Here is a 25,132-nt window from a genome sequence, read left to right on the forward strand (position 1 = left end):
TTGGTCTCGCCCGCCAACCAAGACGACGGTGTTGGAGTAACCGACACCGACATTGATCAGGTACTTGATGACCGCTCAGAAGGGGATTCTGACGCGGTCAAAAATGATTCTGGCGACGGAAACCCCCAATCTGCAGCAACCCAGGTTTTTACCAACATTCAGAACGTCATCGGCAGTGCCTATGACGATGTTCTGGTGGGCGATGATGGTGACAACACCCTAGTTGGCGGCGAAGGCGACGACATTCTCGAATCGGGCGAGGGTGAGGATGTTGTTACCGGTGGCGAGGGCCGCGATACCTTTGTGCTCGAAAGCGGTTTCGAGCAGACCACAATTACCGATTTCAACGTCGAAGAAGATGAACTGGCGCTAAGCGACCTTGGCGTTGACAGTGTCAGCGACCTGATGGCGCTTGTCAGCGAAGATGCGGCGGGCAATGCCTTCATCGTCTTTTCGACCGGCGACAAGGTTGTTTTCGAGGGCGTCTCGAAGGCAGACCTTGCCAATGTGACGTTGGTTGACGTTCCCCAGATTAACGAAGTTTCAGTCACGTCCGAGGGCGGTGATGCCGCCACGGCCGAGGATGAGGCCAATGTGATCGAGGGCGGCGAAGGGGATGACACCATCGTCGGTTCTGATGGTGATGACGTCATTTCATCGGGCGGCGGCGCAGACAATATTGATGGCGGTGCCGGTGAAGATACCCTGTCGCTTGATGGGGCAGCGGACGGCGTGCGCGCCGACCTGTCGCAAGGTAGCTCGACAGACGCGACCGGGGCCAATCGCGTTACCTTTGACAATATTGAAAATCTGCGCGGGACGTCTGGTGATGATGTTCTGACCGGCGATTCCGGCGATAACAGCCTGTCTGGCGGCGCGGGGGATGACACCTTTGGCGCAAGCGATGGCTCGGACGTTATTGACGGTGGTGCGGGTGAAAACACCCTTGATTACAGCCAGTCTGACCAGGGTGTGGACGTAAATCTCGATTCCGGTGCCGGTCGTACCAATGATGCCGAAGAGTCTGCGTCACAGGATGACAGCGGATCGACGACGGATGAGTCCACGGGCGATGACGCGACAGGTGAAACCGGCGCGGGTGAAACCGATAGCAGCGATACCCAAACAGATTCCGGCAGCACGGATGAAACGGGTTCGACGGGGTCTGATGAGACCTCCGGCGAGGCTTCCGGTGATGACACCACCGGTGCATCAGGCAGCGACGAAACCGGTCAGACCGATGGCGGCACTGACAGTGGTGCAAGCGACAGCGGCGCAAGTGATTCCAGTGAAACCGCCTCTGGCGAGACCGGAACGGAAACCGGTTCGACCGATGATTCCGAAGCGCAGGAAGATACCACCTCGGGCGAGGCTACTTCCGGCGGTTCAGACAGCACGGGCGAAACCGGCAGTACCGGCGATACGGGCTCTGAAACCCAAACCGATGGCGATCCTTCTGATACATCCGGTTCCGAAGGAACGGGTGAGGATACCGGTGCGTCTTCTGGTGAAACGTCGGGCGCCACAGACGGTGAGAGCACCAGTGGCGAAACCGCATCTGGCGCGACCGATAGCACGGATGAGAGCGGTTCTGGCGAGACGGCCGGTGATGCGACTGGCGGCGAAGAAGCATCAGGCTCCGACACCGAAGCTGGTTCTGAAACCGGCACTGGTGCGGACAGCGAGACATCCGGCGAAGAGGCAACCGGCGGGGAAACCACTGGCGACAGCGGTTCCGACAGCGCGGCGGGCAGCAGCGGTGATGACACCCTTGGGTCCGGCGATACGGGTTCACAAGAGTCTGGCGACGGTGCCGAAGGCGGCACCGCTGATAGCGGCAGCACTGACTCTGGTGAGACGGCCGGCGAAGGTTCTGAAGAACCGGTAGGCGACGCAACCGGTGATGAGACGTCCGGTGGTGACGCGGCTGGTGAAGAAACCGCTGGCGCAGAAACCGGCGGAACAGATGGCTCGGATGGCGAAGCCACCTCCGGCGAAGAGGCCACTGGTGCCGAAACCGGTGTCGACAGCGATCAGACCACTGAAGACAACACCAACACCGGTGCCCAGGCTGGGGCCGAAGCTGGTACGGAAACCGGCGGTGAGACGACCGATCCGCAATCCGGTTCCGACACTTCGGGCGAGGGCAGCGAAGAAACATCGGCAGAAGGCTCTGGCGAGACCGGTTCGGATGAAGCTGTAACGGCCGGTGATGAGACCTCCGGTACGGATGCCTCTTCCGGCGAGACCACCGGCGATGAAAGCACCGCCGAAGAACCGGCATCTGGCGATAGTGAAGCCGGTGCCGGCGAAGAGGGTGCTGCCTCTGAAGGTGATGCTGAAAGCGGTACCACGGGTGATGAGACCTCTGGCGAGGATGCAACCGGTGGCGAAGCATCCGGTGATGCCGAGGGTGACGGTGATGGCGGTGTGGTTGATGCCGATGATCGCGACGCCAATGCCTATGACAACACCCCGACCAGTGGGGCTGATCTGGTCCAGGGCGGCGATGAGACCGATGTTTTCGGCGGCGGTTCTGGCAACGACACGCTTCAGGGCAATGACGGCGATGATACGCTTGAAGGCGGCTTTGGCGACGACCTTCTGCAAGGTGGTGGTGGCAGCGACGTTCTACGCGGCGAAAGCGGCAATGACATCCTGCAGGGTGGTGATGGCAGCGACAGCCTGTTTGGCGGCGATAATGACGACATGCTGCAGGGCGGTGCTGATGATGACCTTCTGGTTGGTGGTTCCGGCAATGACGTTCTGGCGGGTGGTTCAGGCAATGACTTCCTGCGCGGTGGCGAAGGCGATGACCAAATCCAGGGCGGCAGTGGTGTTGACACTGTCAGCTACAGCGATGCCGAAAGTGCGGTTACGGTAAATCTTGCGGATGAAACTGCGACCGGTGGGGCGGGCAATGACGTCGTCCAGATGGTCGAAAATGTCGTTGGTTCGGACTATGACGATCACATCACCGGTGATGATGGCGATAACGTTCTTGAAGGTGGTGAGGGCGTCGATACGCTGACCGGTGGTGCAGGTGATGACACCTTGACCGGTGGTGCTGGTGACGACGATTTCGAACTGACCGAGAATTTCGGCAACGATACGATCACCGACTTTACCGGTTCGGAAGATATTGTTGATCTCTCCAAACTCGGCATTCAGGACTTCGCAACCCTGCAAACCATGATGTCCGATGATGGTAACGGCAATACCGTTATCGATTTCGGCGATCAGGGTACGCTGACACTTGAAGGTGTCAGCAGAGACAGTCTGACTGCGGATGATTTCCGTGGTTTCGGTCGCATCTTTGAAACCGAAGACAATGACGTTGGCACCGGCACGGATGGCAACGACGCGCTTTATGGTTATGGCGGCGACGATACGCTGAGCGGTGGTGACGGCGATGACGTCGTCTCGGGCGGCTATGGTGATGACACGGTTTCGGGCGGTGCAGGCAACGATACCCTGCGCGGTCAGGAAGGTGTCGATACCGTCGATTATTCCGGCGCAAATGGTGGCGTGCAGGTTGACCTTGCCGATGGCACCGCGTCTGGTGCCGATGGCGACGATGTCCTTGATCGTATCGAGAACGCGACCGGCTCAAGCCATGACGACGAACTTTATGGCGATGATGGTGTTAACGTCCTTCAGGGCGGTGCGGGTAATGACACGCTCGTCGGTCGTGGTGGCAATGACACCCTTGATGGCGGCGATGGCGACGACCTGTTTGTTGGCGAAGATGGCGTCGATACCATCTTCGGTGGTGAAGGTAGCGACACCCTTGATCTGAGCGCCCGTGAAAGCAGCCAGGATGTCAATCTTGCCAGCGGTACGGCACGCGACAGTGCCTCAGGTGAAATTGATACCCTGAACAGCATCGAAAACGTCACGACCGGTGCGGGTGACGATAAGGTTGTGGCTTCTGCCGATGACAACGTCATTTCGACCGGTGCTGGCGACGATGTTGTGCGTGGCGTCGGTGGCAACGATACCGTCGACGGCGGTGAGGGTACTGATACAGTCGGCTTTGGCAACGACACTGGCCTGAATGTCGATCTTGCAAACGGTACGGCGACGACGGATTCCGGTACTGCGCGGATTTCCAACTTTGAAAATGTCGATGGTTCAACGAATAACGATGTGATTGCCGGCGATGACAATGCCAACACGCTCTCGGGTATGGCGGGCGATGACACCATTTCCGGCGGCGGTGGTGATGACGTGCTGTTGGGCGGCGATGGTAATGACACCATTTCCGGCGGCAGCGGTGACGATGAACTGTCGGGTGGCGGCGGAATCGATACGGTCGACTACACCGATGTTGAAGGCGGTGTCACCGTGGATCTTGCCGGTGGCACGGCGACCGGTGATGGCAATGACACCCTTTCAGGGTTTGAAAACGTTGTTTCCGGCTCCGGCGATGATGTCGTCTATGGCAATACCCAAGGCAACATCATTGATACAGGGGCTGGTAACGATACGGTCTTCGGGAGTGAAGGTAACGACACCCTTATCGGTGGCGATGGCAACGATACGCTAAGCTACAGCTCAGGTGTTGGCGGCCTTAGTGCAGGTGTTACAGTCGATCTTGAAGAAGGAACGGTCACCGGCAACACCTTCACGGATCAGATTTCCGGTTTCGAAGAGATTGAAGGCAGTGCCGCCGCCGATACCATGCTGGGCAGCAGTGGCAATGACAGCTTTGATGGTGGTGCAGGCGACGATACCTTTGATGGTCGTGGCGGGGACGATACGCTCACCGGTGGTTCAGGCGCAGATACGTTTGTCGTAACCGCTGATAGCGGAAATGATCTGGTTACCGATTTCGACCCGGCCAATGATGTCATTGATATCCAGGGGATTGAAGGTCTTGAGCTGTTTTCTGACATCGCCGATTTCATCGGTGAAGACGCAGCAGGCAATGCCACGATCACGGTTGGTGACGCTGTCATTACGCTTGAAGGCGTTGATCCCGATAGCCTGACCTTTGCCAACTTCAAGGGCATCCGCTCACTCGAAGGTACCGAAAACAAGGACATCCTTGTCGGTACGGACCGCAGCGATGTGATCACCGCCAAAGAAGGCGACGATACGGTTTCGGGCGGGGCTGGCAATGACACGATCGACGGCGGTGAAGGCAACGATGTCATTACCGGCGGAACCGGCACAGATACCATTACTGGTGGTGCTGGTGACGACGTGATCAATGGCGGTGCCGAAAGCGATGATCTTGATGGTGGAGAAGGCAACGATACGCTGAGCTATCTGGGAACTGCGGGTGGTGTCGAAGTCGATCTTGAAACCGGTCAGGCAACATCAGGTGCAGACTCAGATACGATTGCCAATTTTGAAAATGTTACGGGTTCCGCATCCGGCGATACTCTTGCAGGCGACGACAATGCCAATATCCTGAATGGTGGGAGTGGCAACGACGTTCTATCTGGTCGTGGTGGTGATGATGTGCTCAATGGTGGTGTCGGCAATGACACCATGGCGGGTGGCGCAGGTGACGACACGCTTGTCGGCGGTTCCGGTTCGGATACCGCCATATATGCGGACGCCTCAGGGGCAGTGAATGTCAACCTTGGCTCCTCTACCGCGACTGGCGCCGACGGAGATGACTCGCTTGTTTCGATTGAAAACGTGGTCGGCTCTGACTTTAGCGACACTCTGACAGGGTCGTCGGCTGATAATATCATCGAAGGTGGTGCCGGCGATGATGTTATCAATTCGGGCGGTGGTAACGACGTACTATCCGGTGGTGAAGGCGCAGATACCTTTGTCTTCACAACGCAGACCGATGCGAACGTGATCACTGATTTTGATCCGGCGGAAGACAAGATTGATCTCGCGGGCTTCGATATCCCCAATTTTGAAGCCCTGAAGAAACTGCTCAGTACCGATGCCAATGGTAACGCGGTAATCACGATCAATGATAACACCATGACCCTAAATGGTGTTTCACCGGAAGATCTCACGGCGGACAACTTTATCGATATCGGCTCCCTTGGTGCGACTGAGGGTGATGATATCTTGCAGGGTTCGTCCTCGGCCGAGATTATCGATGCCTTGGCGGGCAACGACACGATCAACGGTGGGGCTGGCAACGACACCATCTTCGGTAATAGCGGCGACGACACGATCGATGGTGGTGCTGGTCAGGACGTCATTGATGGTGGTGACGGCGAAGATACGGTCGATTACTCGGCCGGTGGTGGTGTTTCCGTCAATCTGGAAACCGGTGTAAGTGGGAGTGTTGGTAATCAGGACACGCTCAGCGACATCGAAAACGTTATTGGCTCGGATCAGAACGATACCCTTATTGGGGATGGAGGGGCGAATACGCTCTCCGGCGGTGCGGGTAGCGACGTTATTTCCGGTGGTGAAGGCGACGATGCTTTGCTTGGTGGTGCAGGCAACGACACGCTTTCGGGTGGTGCAGGAAACGACGCCCTGGTGGGTGGTGATGGATTTGACACCGCTGACTACAGTGATGCGGACGGTTCGGTCACGGTTGATCTGTCGACAGGAACTGCAAGCGGTGCAGCTGGCAACGATACGCTCGAAAGCATTGAAAGCATTCGCGGCTCTGATCACGACGATACTCTGATCGGGGATGACGCCAACAACACCCTGTCGGGTGGTACCGGAAGTGACTCCATCGAAGGTGGCGCAGGCAATGACACCCTTCTTGGTGGCGAAGGGGATGACATCCTTGATGGTGGTGCAGGCGATGACCTTCTGGTTGGTGGTGCGGGAAGTAACACCATCGAAGGCGGTGCAGGCAATGACACCGTCACCTACGAAGGTGGCAGTGCGGTCAATATCGACCTGTCGGAAGGCACGGCAACCGATGCCGATGGCACCGATAGCATCAGTGGTGTCGAAAACGTTATTGGCTCCAGCCAGGACGACGTCATTACCGGTGATGCTGGCGATAACATCATCACAGCAGGTGCCGGTGCAGATACCATTACTGGTGGCGGTGGTGACGATACCCTGAGTGGTGGTTCAGGTGAGGACGTCTATGTTGTCGGGCCGGATGATGGCACCGATACCATCACCGACTTCGCAGTTGGCGAAGACCAGATCGATATTCGTGCGCTGGGTATTGATACCTACGGCGAGCTCTACGAGAACATGTCCGAAAACGAAAACGGTGACCTTGTCATTGATTTCGGTGAAGGCACGTCGATGGTGCTTGAGGGTGTCAGCAAGGATGACATTACCGCAGACAACTTTATCGGTGTGCGTGACATCGTCGGGACATCTGGTGATGACACCTTGTCGGGTACCGATGGTGAGGACACCCTGTCCGGCCTTGATGGCAACGACACCATTTACGGCCTTAAAGAGGACGACAGCATCTTCGGTGGTGCTGGAGACGACACCCTGAACGGTGGTTCAGGCCGTGACATCCTTGATGGTGGCGACGGCATTGATACCGTTGACTATTCCGATGAGGCCGGTGACATCGCGGTCAACCTTCAGGCGGGAACAACATTCGCAGAAAGTGGCAACGATACGATCCGCAATGTTGAAAACATTGTGGCCGGGGCAGGTAACGATACGCTGATCGGTTCTGATGCCGACAACATCCTGATTGGCGGCGACGGCGACGATATCCTTGAAGGTCTTGGCGGTGACGACACCCTGTCGGGTAGCGAAGGCAGCGATACCGCGAGTTACGCCAATGCCACGGATGCGGTGACTGTTGACCTTGCTGCGCAAACTGCAACGGGTGCGGCTGGCGAAGATACCCTTGAAAGCATAGAGAACGTTACAGGTTCGGCCTTTAACGACACGCTGATTGGCGATGGCGGCGACAACACAATCGAATCCGGCGTGGGCAATGACACCCTGATCGCAAGCGGTGGCGATGACGTTCTGAACGGTGGTGCCGGCATTGATACCGTTGACTATGGCAACGCGACCAACGGTATTACGGCAGATCTGGCAGAAGGCACTGTTTCCGGGCTTGGTAACGATCAGATCGAAGGCATCGAGAACCTGGGCGGTTCTGATTATGACGACACCATCACCGGCAACCAGGGGAATAACGTCCTGTCCGGTGAAGATGGTGACGACATCCTTTCGGGTGGCGGCGGCAATGACACCCTGCTTGGCGGTGCCGGTGATGACACCCTGAGCGGCGGTGCTGGCAACGACCTGATTGATGGTGGCGACGGTATTGATACCGTTGATTACTCTGACGCCGAAGAAGGCGTTACCCTTGATCTGGCGACCGGCGCAACGGACGCGACGACGGGTGATACGGTTCTCAATGTCGAAAATGCCATCGGTTCGGGGCAGGATGATACGATTACCGGGTCGGATGCCGATAACACCATTCTGAGCGGTGCGGGCAACGACACCATCAACGGCAGTGCTGGCGATGACGTGATCGACGGCGGTGCTGGTCAGGACGTTATTGATTACAGCAGCAGCGAAACCGGTGTCGATGTGGATCTTGAAGCCGGATCGGCGGCCAAGGCTGACGGTACCGATCTGCTGAGCAACATCGAAGACGTGATTGGCTCGGATGCCAATGACAGCATCGGTGGTTCGGACGCAGCCAACACTCTTTCGGGCGGCGCTGGCGATGACACGATTGAAGGCCGTGCTGGCGATGACCTGATTTCGGGTGGTGCAGGTGATGACACCCTTTCGGGTGGTGAAGGGACCGACACCCTTGATTATTCCGATGCAACGGGTGCGCAGAATGTTGATCTGTCTGCAGGAACCGCGACCGGTGCGGATGGCAATGACACGGTTTCCGGTTTCGAAAATGTCACTGGCACGGAATATGACGACACCATTACCGGCAACGAAGCCGACAACGTAATCAATGGTGGCGCCGGAAACGACATGCTGACCGGCGGTGCCGGGAATGATGTTCTGGACGGCGGCGAAGGTGATGACAGCTTTGTCGGTGAACTGGGTGATGACACCTATATTGGTGGCGCCGGTGCCGATACGATTGATTACTCGGATGCAGCATCTGGTCTCGACATCAATCTGGCAACCAATACGGCAACCGGCGAGGATACCGGGACCGATACCTTCAGCGGTATCGAACAGATCATTGCATCCGATCATGATGACGTGATCACCGGTGGCAGCGACAACGATACTGTTCTGGCGGGTGACGGCGACGACATCGTAACCGGCGGTGCCGGAGATGACGTGATCGAAGGCGGTGCTGGAAACGATACAATTTCCGGCGGTACGGGCACCGATACACTTGATGGTGGCGAGGGTGAAGATACCCTGTCATTCACAGATGAGTCCGGTGTCTCGGTTGATTTGCAAACTGGCGAGACCAGCAGCGGCGACACCATTTCGAACTTCGAGAACGTTTCCGGTTCGGCCAGCGCAGATACCCTGCGCGGTGATAGCGGCCGCAACACGCTTTCGGGTGAAGCGGGTGACGACGTTCTTGATGGTCGCGCTGGTGATGACGTGCTGCTGGGCGGGGCGGGCAATGACACCCTGCGCGGTGGTGAAGGTAGCGACACCATCGATGGTGGCGCGGGTAACGATACCCTTGATCTAAGCGATATCTCAGGCGATCAGACCGTTGATTTCACCAACGGTGCTGCCACCGATGGCACGGATACCGATACCTTTACTAATATTGAAAACGTCACGACTGGTGACGATGATGACCTGATCATCGGTGATGACAGTGGCAACGCTATCAATGCTGGTAACGGCGACAACACCGTCAATGCCGGCGAAGGCAACGATGTCATCACGACGGGCGAAGGTGCCGATATTGTTGATGGCGCTGCTGGTGATGACATCATCAATACCGGTGATGGTGCGGATACTGTCACGGGCGGTGACGGTAACGACGTCATTTCGTCGGGCAGCGGCGACGACCTGGTCGAAGGTGGTGCAGGCAATGACACCATTTCTGGCGGTGCAGGTTCTGATACCCTTGATGGTGGCGAGGGCAACGACACCCTTCTGGGCGGTGCAGGCGATGACCGCCTGATCGGTGGCGAAGGCTTTGATACCGCAAGTTATGTCGACGCTGAATCTGCCGTTACGGTCGATACCAGCAACCATACTGTTTCGGGCACCGCAACCGGCACCGATACCCTTGAAGGCATCGATGCGATCCGCGGTTCGGAGTTCAGCGATACCTTTATTGGTGGCGGACAGAGCGACACCTTTATCGGTGGCGCGGGGGATGACACCTTTGATGCCGGTGCCGGGAATGACACGCTGACGCTCGGCGAAGGTGCCGATCAGGTGATCTTCAATCCGGGTGACGGCAGCGACACCATTACCGATTTCAATCCGGCGGTTGATACCATTGACCTGACCAGCTTTAACATTGCCGGTTATGGTGCCCTGGAAAACATGTTTGGCACGGATGCCAATGGTGATCTGACCATCACGTTTGACAGTGGCGACACCATCACGCTGCAGGGTGTAACCCCGTCGCAGATGACGGCCGATAACTTCATCGGTGTCGAGGTCCAGCTTGGTTCCGAGAACGCCGATGAGATGATCGGCGGCAGTGGCGATGACATCATCAACGCGCTTGAAGGTGATGACAGCATTGATGGTGGTGCAGGCAATGACCGCCTGATTGGCGGCGAAGGCGATGACACCGTTGATGGTGGCACCGGCGACGACACGCTGGTCGGTAATGCCGGATCGGATGTGCTGCGCGGTGGTGACGGCAATGACACCGCCGACTACGCGACCGAAGGGGCCGGTATCAATGCCGATCTCGCGGCAGGCACAGTTACCGGCGGTGACGGCGATGATGTCCTTGAAGGCATTGAAAACGTCACCGGGACCCTGTTTGACGATACCCTTTCAGGTAACGCAGAAAACAACACCCTGACCGGCCTTGCCGGTGACGACACCTTTGTTGGCGGCGCGGGTGATGATGTCCTTGACGGGGGCGAAGGCGCCGATACTGCCGATTACAGCAGCGCCGATCAGGGCATGGATGTTGATCTGGCGGCGGGCACCGCAACCGGTCAGGGCAATGATACGCTAGTCGATATCGAAGATGTCGTCGGTTCCGACTTCAACGACAAGATTGCCGGTGACGAGGAAGCCAACACCATTTCCGGTGGCGCCGGTGGCGATGCGATCGATGGCGGTGCCGGTAATGATGTGATTGATGGCGGCGAAGGCATCGACGAAATCAGCGGTGGTGCAGGTGATGACATCATCGATGGTGGTGCCGGTGGCGACATCCTTCTGGGTGAAGCCGGCGATGATACCATCAGCGGCGGCGAAGGCGACGACATTGTCGAAGCTGGCGCAGGCGATGACTGGGTCTATGGCGATGCCGGCGATGACATCCTTGATGGGGGTGACGGCGAGCTGGATACCGTCGACTACTCCAATGTCGATTCCGGTGTCACCGTCGATCTGGTCAAGGAATATGCGACCGGTGGCGGCGGGGATGATGTTGTTCGCAACTTCGAACGCGTCATCGGGACCGATTACACCGATACACTGGTCGGCAGCGACGGGGTCAACACCCTTGATGGTGGTTCTGGCGACGATACCCTTGTCGGCGGAGCTGGCGATGACGTCCTGATTACCGGCGAAGGCGAAGACCAGATCGTGCTTGGGCCGGGCGGCGGACATGACACCGCAACCGACTTTGACGTCGAAAAAGACATCATCGATCTGTCTTCCTATGGCATCGAGGATTATGCCGCCCTGCGTGACCAGATGGCCGATGATGAAAACGGCAATGCGGTCATCACCCTTGGCGATGGCGACAGCATCACGCTTGAAGGCGTCTCGGTTGACGACCTTGGTCAGAAAAACTTCTTTGGCTATGACGCCATCTTTGGCACCGAGTTCGAAGATGACATCACCGGCAGCCAGATCAGTGATGAAATCCACGCTCTTGAAAGCGATGACATCATCGATGGTCAGGCTGGCGACGATGATATTTATGGCGACGAAGGCAATGACACCCTGATTGGTGGCGCAGGCGACGATACCCTGCGCGGCGGCGAAGGATCCGACACCGCCGATTATTTCGATACCTCAGATGGCGTCACCGTTGATCTGGGTGCTGGCACCGCGATGGGTGAGGCGGGGAACGATACCCTTGAAAGCATCGAAAACGTCACCGGTGGTGATGGCGATGATGTCCTGATCGGTGATGAAAACGCCAACATCCTGGATGGCGGCGAAGGCAATGACACGGTCTTTGGCAATGGCGGCGATGACACGCTGATCGGTGGAGAAGGCGAAGACGTCCTGTCTTACGAAGATGCCGAAAGTGGCGTGAATGCCGATCTGGATGCCGGTACGGCAACCGGTGGTGCGGGCAACGATACCCTTGATGGTTTCGAGACGCTGATCGGCTCCGACCATGCCGACACACTGGCAGGCAACGAGTTCGACAACGTCATTGATGGCGGTGCGGGCAACGATACGCTTTCGGGCGGTGCCGGTGATGACACCCTGATCGGTGGCGCGGGCGACGATATTGTCGATTATTCCGACCAGACCGATGGTGTGGTTGTTGATCTGGAAAACGGCACGGGGACTGCGACCGATGGCACCGATACCCTGGACGGTATCGAAGGTGCGACCGGTGGTGCAGGTGATGACACCCTGACCGGTTCGACCGGGGACAACGTCCTTAATGGTGGTGCCGGTGACGACACCCTCGATGGCGGTGCGGGCAACGATACCCTTGCCGGCGGCGAAGGTGCCGACCTGCTTGATGGTGGTGCCGGTTATGACGTTCTGTCGTTTGAAGGTGACAGCGTTGCTGCAGACGGCGACACCACAGATCATGTCGGCAGCCCGACCACCGATGGGACCGGCGAGGTTGCCGATATCTCGGGCAAGAACCTGTCCGATGACAGCTTCGTGGGCGGCGAAGGCAATGACACTCTTGTTGCCGGTTCCGGTGACGATGCAATCATTCTCGATCGCGATCATGAAAACGGTGCAGCCAACCCGTCCATCGTTGATATCGAAAATATTGATGCCGGTGACGGGAACGACGTTGTCGATCTGACCAGCAACACCCATTCCTATGGCGATGTCACGGTTGATGGTGGTGCGGGCGACGACACCATCTGGTCAAACGATGGTGATGACGTCCTTCTGGGCGGCGAAGGGGCTGACAACATCAATGGCGGTGCGGGCAACGACACCCTTGATGGTGGCGCGGGTGATGACGTCCTGAATGGCGGCGAAGGTTCTGACACCATCGATGGTGGTGCCGGCAATGACACCATCGCAGCAGGTGCCGGCGACGATATCCTGATCGGTGGTGATGGCGACGATACGCTTGACATTTCCGCTGCCGATGGCGCGACCATCGATCTTGGCGCAGGCACAGCAAGCAGCGGTGAAACCGGCAGCGACAGCATCTCCGGCTTTGAAAATGTCATCGCGACCGATGGCGATGACACCATCGCCGGATCGTCTGGCGACAATACGATTGAAGCCGGTGCGGGCAATGACACCATTACCCTTGATGGCGGCAATGACGACATCGATGGCGGCGACGGTATCGATACCCTTGATCTGTCGGGTACCACCGGTGGTGTGACGGTTGATCTGGCGGCGGGCACGGCAAGTGGTGCCAACACCGGATCGGATACCATTGCCAACATCGAAAATGTTACCGGCTCGGATGACGCGGATGTCATTACCGGTTCGGATGATGCCAACGTGATTGACGGCGGTGCAGGCAACGACACGCTTGATGGCGGTGCCGGTGACGACATTCTGTCTGGTGGTGCGGGTGATGACACCATCGCAGCCGGTGCGGGCAACGATACGCTTTCGGGCGGTGATGGTGCTGATACCTTCGTCTTCGAAGACGGAACCGATACCGACCTTGTCACTGATTTCGATCTGAATGCGGACGCAATTTCGCTGCCGGATCTGGGCATCTCTGCCTGGACCGATCTGCAGCCCCTGCTGTCTGATGGCCCTGACGGTGCGGTCATTATCTTGCCATCTGGTGGCACGGTGACCCTGTCGGGTGTGGCCGTCGGCGACCTGACGCCGGATCACTTCACCGGTATCGACAATGTCGGTACGCCGGGTGAAGACACCCTTGGCGGTGGCGAAGGCGATGACTCGGTCGATGGTGGTGCCGGTGATGACAGCGTTGATGGCGGCGATGGCAACGATACCGTTGATGGCGGTGACGGCGATGATTCGGTTGACGGTGGCAGCGGCAATGATTCTGTCGGCGGCGGCACGGGCAATGACTCCGTTGGAGGCGGCACGGGTAATGACTCTGTCGGCGGCGGCGGCGGTGATGACACGGTCGATGGCGGTGACGGCGACGATACCGTTGACGGTGGCGAGGGCAATGATTCCGTTGGCGGTGGTTCGGGTAACGACTCTGTCGGTGGTGGCACTGGTAACGACACGGTCGATGGTGGCGACGGAAACGACACCGTAGACGGCGGCGATGGTGACGACACTGTCGGCGGCGGTTCTGGTGATGACACCGTTATCGGCGGTGGCGGCAACGACACCCTGAGCGGTGGCGAAGGGTCCGACACCCTTGATGGTGGCGATGGTAACGACGTTCTTCAATTCGAAGCCGATCGCACCGGTCAGGCCGGCGATGAAACCGACCATGCCGGTAGCCCGGGCGTTGATGGCACGGGTGATGTTGCCGATCTCGAAGGCCTTGGTCTCAGCGATGATCAGTTCGATGGTGGTGAGGGTGTTGATACCCTTGTCGGTACCTCGGCCGGTGATGCGATCATTCTTGATAACGATCATGCAGACGGATCGAATGCACCGTCGATTTCCGGTGTCGAAGTGATCGATACGGGCGATGGCGATGATGTTGTCGATCTGACCAGCCAGACTGAATCTTATGGCGGTGTTTCGGTGGATGCCGGAACGGGTGATGACACCGTCTGGACCAACGAAGGCAATGACAGCATCAGTGCTGGTGACGGCAACGACCACATCAATGCCGGTGCAGGCAATGACATCGTTGATGCCGGTGCTGGTGATGACACGGTCGTTGGCGATGCTGGCAACGATACGCTTTCGGGTGGTGCTGGCTTTGATACGCTGGATATGTCCGATGTTGACGCTGATGTTGCGGTCAATCTGCAGGACGGCACAGCCAACAGCAACGAAACCGGCGAAGACGTCATTTCCGGCTTTGAAAATGTCACCACGGGTGCCGGTGATGATACCGTTACCGGCAGCAGTGCGGATGACACCATTTCGACCGGTGACGGTGCAGACATCATTGATGGTGGCGATGGCATCGATCTGATCGATGGTGGTGCTGGCAACGACATCATTTCCGATGGCGCAGGCAGCGACCTTGTTCTGGCAGGTGACGGTGACGATACGGTCATCGCCGGTGCCGGCAATGACAGCCTCGATGGTGGCGACGGATCCGATACCCTTGATCTGTCGAACGCATCGGGCGATGCGGTTGTCGATCTTGGTGCAGGTACGGCAAGCTCTGCCGAGACCGGTGATGATGAGTTCTCGAACTTCGAAAATGTCACGAGCGGTGCTGGCGATGACCAGATTACCGGGTCGAACGGCGACAACGTGATCGACGGTGGTGCGGGCGATGACACCATCGACGGTGGTGCTGGTGATGACACGGTCGCCGGTGGCGATGGTGCGGATACCTTCGTCTTTGCTGATGGTACCGATGATGATGTCGTCAGCGACTTCACCCGTGGCGAAGACAAAATCTCGATTGATGATCTTGGCCTCGAAAGCTGGGGCGACCTTGTTCCATTGCTCAGCGAAAACAGCGCTGGCAATGCTGTCCTGAACCTGCCGGCGGGTGGCACGGTGACCTTTGTTGGTGTTGGCCTTGGTGAACTGAGCGCTGATGACTTCAACAACATCACCGATGGCGCAACGCCCAATGATGACACGCTTGAAGGCACCGATGACGATGACACCATCGATGCCCTTGCCGGTGACGATACGGTTTCCGGCGGTGCGGGTGATGACACTCTGCTGGGCAATGACGGTGCTGACACCCTTTACGGTGGTACCGGCAATGACAGCCTGGATGGCGGTGCTGGCAACGATACCTTGGCAGGTGGCGAAGGCGATGACGCGCTTTCCGGTGGTGCCGACAATGACGAACTTAGCGGCGGTGCCGGTGACGATACCCTTGATGGCGGTGCGGGCGACGACGTTCTGAACTTCGAAGCCGACGATACAGCCGACAGCGGCGATACCACCGAAAACACCGGTAGCCCGGGTGTTGATGGAACCGGCGATGTTGCCGATATCAGCGGCAAGAACATCTCTGACGATACCTTCATCGGCGGCGAGGGTGACGACACCCTTGATATGTCCGATGGCGGTGACGCGCTGGTGCTTGATGGTTCGAAACTTGGTGATGGTCAAACCACCACGCCGACGACCGAAACCCGCACGCTTGGCCTGACCGATTCAGCAAGTTCTGCAGATGTGCAGGCGGCTTGGTCGGATGCGGACCTGTATGCCTTTGACTTCGGTACGTCCTATGTTGATGGTGATGGCAAACTGAACCTTGCCGCAGCGGATGACACCGTCAACTTCGATGGCAATGGCATCGGCAATGACGGTGGCAGTGCTGCCGGTGGCCAGATCAACCACGATCCGCAGTCCGGCGAAAGCGAAGCGGTTGTTGTTGACCTTGGTGCAGATGCCTCTACCGCGACGGTCCAGGTTTCCAACCTGATGGCTGGCGAAGGCGGTGGCGAGGTCGGCTCCTGGCAGGCCTTTGATGCCGATGGCAATCTTGTGGCATCCGGTACGCTCGATGACAGCACGATCGATTACACCAGCAATGGTGTCGGTACGACGACCATCAATGCCACCGATGGCAGCGGCAACCCGGTTGAATTCCGCTATATCGCGTTTGAAAGCGAACCGTACGCCAATGGCTCTAGCGGTTCTGACAGCAGTGACTTCTTCGTCCGCTCGATCAGCTTCGATACTGCGGTTGAAGAAACCACGACCGATGGCGCACGCCTTGACGGGGTCGAGGTCATCAATGCCGGTGCCGGCGATGACGTGGTCGATCTGACCAGCGACACGATTTCCTACGGCGATGTAACCATCAATGGCGGTTCGGGTGCCGATACCCTGTGGGGCAATGCCGGCGACGACACCATCAATGGCGAACTTGGCCATGACAATCTGGATGGTGGTGCCGGTAATGATTACCTTGATGGCAGCTATGGCGACGACATCATTGATGGTGGTGTTGGCGATGACACGCTGGTCGGCGGCACCGGTGAAGACACGCTTAGCGGTGGCGAAGGCAATGACATCATTGTCGGTGGTGCCGAACAAGACACCGTCACCTATGACGATGCGACTGCTGGTGTGAATGTCGATCTGGCGAACTACACCGCAACCGGTGGCGCCGGGAATGACGCGATCTATCAGGTCGAAAACGTCACCGGTTCGGATCATGACGACACGATTTCCGGCGATGCGAAAAACAACATCCTCAATGGTGGTGCTGGTGATGACACGCTGTCGGGTGGTGCGGGCAATGACGGGCTGATTGGCGGCGAAGGCAATGATACCGCCGATTACAGCGATGCAAGCAGTGCGGTAAATGCCGACCTTGCAACAGGTACGGCACAGGTTGGTGCAAGCGAGACCGATCAGCTTTCCAGCATCGAAAACCTGACGGGTTCGGATGGCAACGATACGCTTTCCGGTTCGGACGACAACAACACCCTGACCGGTGGTCTGGGCAACGATATCCTTTCGGGTCGCGCCGGCGATGACGTGCTTGAAGGCGGTGCCGGTGACGACACCCTTGATGGTGGCGAAGGCAATGACACCATCAATGGCGGCGAAGGCAGCGACGTGATCGATGCCGGTGCAGGTGCAGACATCGTCGATGGCGGTGCGGGCAATGACACCGTCATGGCAGGTGCGGGCGATGATACCCTTGCCGGCGGCGAAGGTGACGATACGCTTGATCTAACTGATGCCACCAGCGGTGCCACGGTTGACCTTGCGGCCGGTACGGCAAGCAGTTCCGAAACCGGCAATGACAGCATTTCCGGCTTCGAAAATGTCATCGGCAGTGCGGCGGCAGACACCATCACCGGTGACGGCGCAAACAACACGATTGCTGCGGGCGACGGTGCAGACGTCATTGATGATGGTGCAGGTGACGACGTTGTTGATGCCGGTGCCGGTAACGATACGCTGACGGCTTCTGCGGGCGACGACACCCTTGATGGTGGCGACGGCGAAGATACGCTTGATATGACTGCCGCAGACGGTGCGACGGTTGATCTGTCTGCCGGAACCGCGACGTCGGATGAAACCGGATCGGATACGATCAGTAATATCGAAAACGTCATCGGATCGGATGGCGACGATGTCCTGACCGGATCGGATGGTGACAACACGCTTCTGGGCGGTGCCGGTGATGACACCATCGAAGGTGGCGCTGGTGGTGACTATCTTGATGGCGGTGATGGTCGTGACACCATCAGCTACGAAGGATCCGATGAAGGTGTCGAAATCTTCCTTGGTGACACCGATGCTCATACCCACAACCCGGGCGAAGGCGGACGTGCCTTTGGCGGTGATGCGGTTGGCGATATCCTGGCCAACTTCGAAAAGGTCATCGCATCTGCCCATGACGACTATGTCTATGGCAACAGCCAGGACAACGAAGTCGATCTGGGGGCTGGCGACGACCAGTTTGACAATGTCGAAGCCGATATCAGCGAAGACACTGTTGATGGCGGCGAAGGCAACGACCTGATCTGGACCGGCGATGGCGCCGATACCCTGATCGGTGGCGAAGGCAATGACACGCTGCACGGCGAACGTGGCGACGACTATCTTGATGGTGGTACCGGCGATGACAAACTGTATGGCGGTCATGGCAACGACACCCTTGATGGTGGCGAAGGCGACGATGAAATCCACACCGGTTCCGGTGCCGACGTTGTTCAGGTCACCAGCCTGATCGGTGACAAGGTCGTTACGGACTTCAATACCAGCGTTGATCAGATCTCGCTCGACGCGCTTGATATCAGCACCTGGTCGGAACTCGCCCCGCTTCTGTCCGAAGTGAATGGCAACACGGTCATTGATCTCGGTGATCAGGGCTCCGTCACGCTGCGTGGTGTGCGCCTGAACGATGTATCGTCTGATATGTTCATCGGCATCGAGAATGACGGTGGTCCGACCCAGTTTGACGATGTCCTGTTTGGCACCAGCGAAGATGACTATATCGATGCGCTGGCTGGTGACGACACCGTCGATGGCGGTGCCGGTGATGACACGCTCAATGGTATGGAAGGCGATGATACGCTTTCTGGCGGTGAAGGCGATGACACCATCACGGGCGGCAGCGGCGACGATGTCATTTCCGGTGGTTCGGGCAATGACAGCCTCGAAGGCAATGAAGGCAATGACGTCATCGAGGGTAATGCCGGTGACGATAGCCTGATCGGCCATGCCGGGAACGACGTCATGGATGGCGGCGGCGGCGATGATTATATCGACGGCATGGAAGGCGACGACACCATCACCGGTGGCGAGGATACCGACACCATTTATGGTTCTGCTGGTGATGACTCGCTTGATGGCGAAGGTGGCGACGACGTCCTTTACGGCGGCGATGACAATGACAGCATCGCTGGTGGCGCGGGCAACGACCTTCTGTCGGGTGACGCTGGCAATGACACCCTTGATGGTGGCATCGGCAATGACACGCTGCTCGGCGGTGATGGTGACGATACGCTAAGCGGTGGCGACGGCGATGATGTCTTGTCAGGTGGCAATGGCAACGACCTGATGGATGGCGGTGCCGGCAATGACACCCTGACCGGAACCGATGGTGCCGATACCCTGTTGGGTGGATCTGGCAACGACACGCTTGATGGCGGTGCGGGTGATGACACCTACACCGGTGGTTCGGGCGCGGATCAGATCATTGTTTCCAGCAATTCCGGCGACAAGGTCGTGACCGACTTCAATGTCAACGAAGACACGATCAATCTGGCCTCGCTCGACATTGATGACTGGGATGATCTGCAAGACCAGATGACCCAGGTCGGCAACGATACCGTGATCAACCTGAATGGTCAGGGCACACTGACCCTTGTCGGTGTCTCGCTGAGCCAGCTTGATGCAGACATGTTTGTCGGTGTCGAACAGTCCACATCTGGCCCGACGCCGCAGGATGATCTGCTTTACGGTACCAGCAACAATGACACGATTGCTGCCCTTTCGGGCGATGACACGGTCTATGGCCTCAATGGTCAGGACACCATCACCGGTATGGATGGCAATGACAGCCTGTATGGTGGTGACGGTGACGACACGCTTTCGGGTGATGCCGGCAATGACCTGATCGAAGGCGGCAGTGGTCAGGACAGCGTTACGGGTGGTACCGGCAACGATACCCTTGATGGCGGCTCGGGTGATGACCGTGTCTGGGGTGGTGAAGGTGCGGATACCATCACCGGTGGTCAGGGTCAGGACAAGCTGTATGGCGAAGCTGGCAATGACACCATCAATGGCGGCACCGGCGATGACAGCATCCTGGGTGGTGACGGCAATGACGTTATTGATGGCGGTGAAAACAACGACCGTCTCTATGGCGGCGCGGGCGATGACACCATCGAAGGCGGTAATGGCGACGACAAGCTGTATGGCGATGCCGGCAATGACACCCTGATGGGTGGTGCCGGTCATGACAGCCTGGTCGGTGGTGCCGGCCGTGATACCGCAAGCTATGCCAACTCGACCACGGCAGTTGCCGCAAGTCTTGAAAGCGGCACGGCAAGCAGCAGCAACGGCAATGACAAGCTGAGCTCGATCGAAGATCTGATTGGTTCGGACTTCAACGATTACCTGTTTGGCGATGATGGCGCGAACCTGCTCTCTGGCCTTGATGGCAATGACATCCTTGGCGGTGACGACGGGGATGACACCATCTGGGGCGGCGATGGCAATGACAGCATCAATGGCGGCAAGGGTTCGGATGTGATCGATGCCGGTGCTGGCGACGATTATATCGAATACCAGAAAGATGCGAGCTGGACCGGCAGCTATGCCGCGAAGAACGTTGGCGATCCGGGCATGGATGGCACCAACGAGCAGATCAATCTGTCTGGCTATAACCGTTCCGAAGACATCATTGATGGTGGCGATGGCACCGATACGCTGGCCATGACCAGTGGCAACGATGCCCTGTTCCTTGATGATACACAGACCGATCCGGGCACCAGCCCGCGTATTTCCAACATCGAAGTCATTGATGCCGGCAACGGGGATGACATCGTCGATCTGACCAGTGACACCCTGTCTTACGGTGATGTGACTGTTCTGGGCGGCACCGGCGATGACATCGTCTGGAGCAACGCCGGCGATGACGTCATTGACGGTGGTGATGGTAACGACACTCTGTGGGGTGGCTCGGGCAGCGACACGATCACCGGCGGTGTGGGTGAAGACGTGCTCAATGGCGGTGCCGGCGATGACGTCCTGCAATACAACGCGGACGGCGTCTGGGATAACAATTGGTATGCGCTCAATGACGGCTCACCGAGCGAGGATGGCCACAGCCACGATAACGGTTGGGGACATCACAACCACAACGGCAATGGCTGGGGCCATGACGATGGTGGTGACGACGGTACCGGCGAATATGTCAATCTCGGCGGTTACAACCAGTCGAACGATGTCTTTATCGGTGGCGAGGGTATCGACACCCTGCAGATGACCGATGGCAACGACGCCCTGTTCATCCGCGACAGTGTCAGCGATGCAAACGACAATGTCCGTATCAGCGGCATTGAAGTGATCGAAGCCGGCGACGGTGATGACATCATTGACCTGACCAGCGACATCGAAAGCTATGGCGACGTCACGATTGATGGTGGCTCGGGCAACGATACGCTGTGGGGCAATGCCGGTGATGACTTGCTGCTTGGCGGTTCGGGCAATGACCATCTTTATGGCAGTGCCGGGGATGACACCCTGACCGGTGGGACGGGTTGGGATACCTTCCAGATCGGTAAAACCGATGGTCACGACATCATTACCGACTTCAAACAGGGCGAAGACATCATCGATCTGTCTGAGTGGAGCTACAACAACTTCAACCAAGTTGTGAATGACATGCATCTTGATACCGATGGCAATGTCGTCATCGAACTTGGCAATGATGCCTCTGTCACGCTGATGGGCGTTGGCGATCCGGACGATGATGATTATGGTCTGAACGCTGATGACTTTGGCTTCGGCACCTGATCTCGGCCGGACATAGCGATCGAATAAAAACGGGCGGTCCTCAGGGCCGCCCGTTTTACTTTTGAGTTTTCTTGCGATCTGACCGGCTATTCCGCAGCGATCTGGTCATGCGTCCGTTGATTTTCCGGTAATGACATGTCAAAGCGCAGCTTGGCGCATAGCTCGTCAATCGCGCGGATGCGTTTGATCTCGTCAAAGCAGGTTTCGCCTTGCGGGTGGCTTTTGCGGATCAGGGCCATCCATTGTTTGATACGCCCGGCCTGATGATTTTCCGATGCCCCGTCTGATGCCATCAGATCACAATAGGCCAGCAGCATCGCCAAAACATCGGACCAGCTTTCACGCGGCACCGGCGTGCCATTTTCAAATGCCTTGATGCGGCTTGCCAGATCGGGTGCGGCGATCGCCCCACGGCCCAGCATGAAGCTGTCACAGCCTGAAATGTCGCGGCATTTCTCATAATCCGCGACATCCCAGATTTCGCCATTGCCGGTCATGCCGATCGAAATGGCTTCGCGGATGCGTGCCAGATATTCCCAATGCGCTGGCGGTTTATAGCCTTCCATTTTGGTGCGCGCATGCACTGTCAGATGCTGGGCGCCACCGGCTTCTACCGCACGGGCGATATCAAGGAACATCTCCTTGTCGGAATAGCCAAGCCGGACCTTCGCACTGACCGGGATGTGATCCGGCACTGCACGGCGCACGACTGATACGATTTCATACAGATTTTCCGGGCATTTCAAAAGCGACGCACCGGCTTCGCGCTTGTTCACGGTCTTGGACGGGCAGCCGAAATTGATATCAATGCCCGGTGCGCCAAGCTCGACCGCGACAACGGCGTTTTCGCCCATCAGTTCCGGATCATGGCCCATCAATTGGACGAGAACCGGCACCCCTGAAAGCGTCTTGCCGCCATTCAGAAGTTCCGGGCAATAGCGATGAAACACGTGGGCTGGAAACAGGTTTTGCGACACCCGGATAAACTCGGTCACGCACAGGTCGAACCCGCCGGTCGCACTCAGCAATTGCCGAACGCGCCAGTCAACAAGTCCTTCCATTGGTGCCAGCACCAGATGCGTCATCGCGGTTTTGATCCAGTCTCAGAAAATCAGTTGGCGGGTTTTACCATAAACCGCCCAAACCTGCCGGTGAAAAATCACAGATCAGCCTTGCCGTCCTGCGCGTACGCTTTGCCAAATACGGCAGAAATAGCGCATTGCTGACACGGTTTCAGCGAATTTGGGCGGTAGCTTTAAATCATCAAAAACAACAATGAAAGGGCACAGACATGCTCTATATCTTTGAAAGCGCGCTTGACGAAGTTGAAGCCGTTTCACGCGAAACCCGCGAAAAACTCTCCGGCCTTGATCAGATTTTGCAAACCACATCCCAAAGCCTGCAGGTTCTAAAAGAACGTCTTGAACAGACGGCTCACTGATACTTTGGGATCATTCTTGATCCACGTCTTTGAATTTACACATCGGTTGGTTCATGCTTGGTGTTATGCTAATCAGCGTGAACGTTCGCGGTGCACAAGCGCCAAGGTGACGTCGCCGACATCAAAATAAGGAGGATCGTGGGATGCTGTATATCGTAGAGAAAGCCCTGGATGAACTTGAATCCGTACCGAGCGAAAAGCGCGAAGGTCTCAAGCATCTTGATCAGGAAATCAACGATGCGGTCGAGAAGCTGAAAGTTCTGAAAGAAAAGCTCAAGGCTGCTGAAACCAAGTAAGCCAGCTTTAGGGTATTGTTTCACGAGGCCGCGCATTTGTGCGGCCTTTTGTTTTGCCTATTTCGCAGCCGTCTTGATCAGACCCAGCAATTCCTCGACCGCTGCGGTCGGGTTGGTGGTGCCAGAAAGCACATCCGCCTCAAGCGCCTGAAGACGGCTTGCTACGTCATCACGCGCGGTAAAGGTTTCAAGCAACCGGTCGCGCAACATCGTCCACATCCAGTCATGTTGCTGGCGGGCACGTTTGGCGGTGAATTCGCCTTCCTTTTCCATCACCGTGCGATGCTGGTTGATCAGATCCCAGATGTTATCAAGCCCGTCATTGATGAGCGCCGAGACCATCACCGATTGCGGGCGCCAATGTTTGCTGCTGGGCTGCATGATCCGCAAGGCCGATGAATATTCACGTTTGGCTTCACGCGCCTTGGCCGGATCGGCATCGGCCTTGTTCACCGCGATCAGATCGGCAATTTCAAGAACGCCCTTCTTGATACCCTGAAGCTCATCGCCCGCGCCGGGCAGCATCAGAACAAGGAAGAAGTCGGTCATCTGGGCAACCATGGTTTCGCTTTGTCCCGCACCCACGGTTTCGACCAGAACCACATCAAAACCGGCCGCCTCGCACAGCAGGATCGTCTCGCGCGTCATGCGATTGACCCCACCCAGATAGCCACTGCTGGGCGATGGGCGGATATAGGCATTGGGATCAATCGAAAGCTCGTTCATCCGGGTCTTGTCCCCGAGGATGGAGCCACCTGATCGTGCACTGGTCGGATCAACCGCAAGGACGGCGACCTTTTTGCCAGCCTTGGTCAGGTTCTTGCCAAATGCCTCGATAAAGGTCGATTTGCCAACACCGGGCACCCCGGTAATGCCAATGCGCTGCGACCCGCCGGTATCTGGCATCAATTGGGCGAGAACCGCCTGCGCCTGCTCGAAATGTTTGGGATTGCGGCTTTCGACCAGTGTGATCGCCCGTGACAGAATGGTGCGGTCGCCTGCCAGAACACCTTCGACGATTTCATCGGTTGAAAGCACACGTCTGCGCACGGCCTTGCGCGGGCTGACCGTGCCGCCCGAGCCTGCAGGTATGGTGCGCAGCGTTTCTTTCACCAGGCGTTCCTTG

Annotated in this window: 5 protein-coding genes; 3 read left to right on the forward strand and 2 right to left on the reverse strand. The window is 57.5% G+C overall.

Annotated elements, in window-relative coordinates:
• Nucleotides 1-22,269 carry a hypothetical protein gene (locus ACXAF0_RS18725; protein ID WP_475347343.1) on the forward strand — a complete coding sequence of 7,423 codons (22,269 nt, stop codon included), beginning with the start codon at nucleotides 1-3 and terminating at the stop codon, nucleotides 22,267-22,269.
• A gap of 86 nt (nucleotides 22,270-22,355) precedes the next feature.
• Here ACXAF0_RS18725 and ACXAF0_RS18730 read toward each other — a convergent pair whose 3' ends face one another.
• Nucleotides 22,356-23,354 (reverse strand): tRNA dihydrouridine synthase, encoded by a 999-nt coding sequence (locus ACXAF0_RS18730; protein ID WP_475347344.1) that lies wholly within the window; start codon nucleotides 23,352-23,354, stop codon nucleotides 22,356-22,358.
• Between the two features lie 206 nt (nucleotides 23,355-23,560).
• Here ACXAF0_RS18730 and ACXAF0_RS18735 point away from each other — a divergent pair, with 206 nt between their 5' ends.
• Nucleotides 23,561-23,710, forward strand: a complete 150-nt coding sequence (locus ACXAF0_RS18735; protein WP_475347345.1) for a hypothetical protein — start codon at nucleotides 23,561-23,563, stop codon at nucleotides 23,708-23,710.
• A gap of 143 nt (nucleotides 23,711-23,853) precedes the next feature.
• The gene (locus tag ACXAF0_RS18740) at nucleotides 23,854-24,006 is read left to right on the forward strand and encodes a hypothetical protein (RefSeq protein WP_475347346.1); all 153 of its coding nucleotides are present in this window, start codon (nucleotides 23,854-23,856) and stop codon (nucleotides 24,004-24,006) included.
• 57 nt (nucleotides 24,007-24,063) lie between these two features.
• On the opposite strand, the gene meaB is transcribed toward ACXAF0_RS18740, so the two are convergent.
• Nucleotides 24,064-25,119 (reverse strand): methylmalonyl Co-A mutase-associated GTPase MeaB, encoded by a 1,056-nt coding sequence (gene meaB / locus ACXAF0_RS18745; RefSeq protein WP_475347347.1) that lies wholly within the window; start codon nucleotides 25,117-25,119, stop codon nucleotides 24,064-24,066.
• Nucleotides 25,120-25,132 lie beyond the last annotated feature (13 nt).

The sequence above is a fragment of the Thalassospira sp. ABD4_177 genome (assembly GCF_056160125.1).

Bases quoted from the DNA above. Each gene is read 5' to 3' on its own strand.
- ACXAF0_RS18730 (WP_475347344.1), bottom strand. From the start codon at position 23,354: ATGACGCATCTGGTGCTGGCACCAATGGAAGGACTTGTTGACTGGCGC.
- ACXAF0_RS18735 (WP_475347345.1), top strand. From the start codon at position 23,561: ATGCTCTATATCTTTGAAAGCGCGCTTGACGAAGTTGAAGCCGTTTCA.
- ACXAF0_RS18740 (WP_475347346.1), top strand. From the start codon at position 23,854: ATGCTGTATATCGTAGAGAAAGCCCTGGATGAACTTGAATCCGTACCG.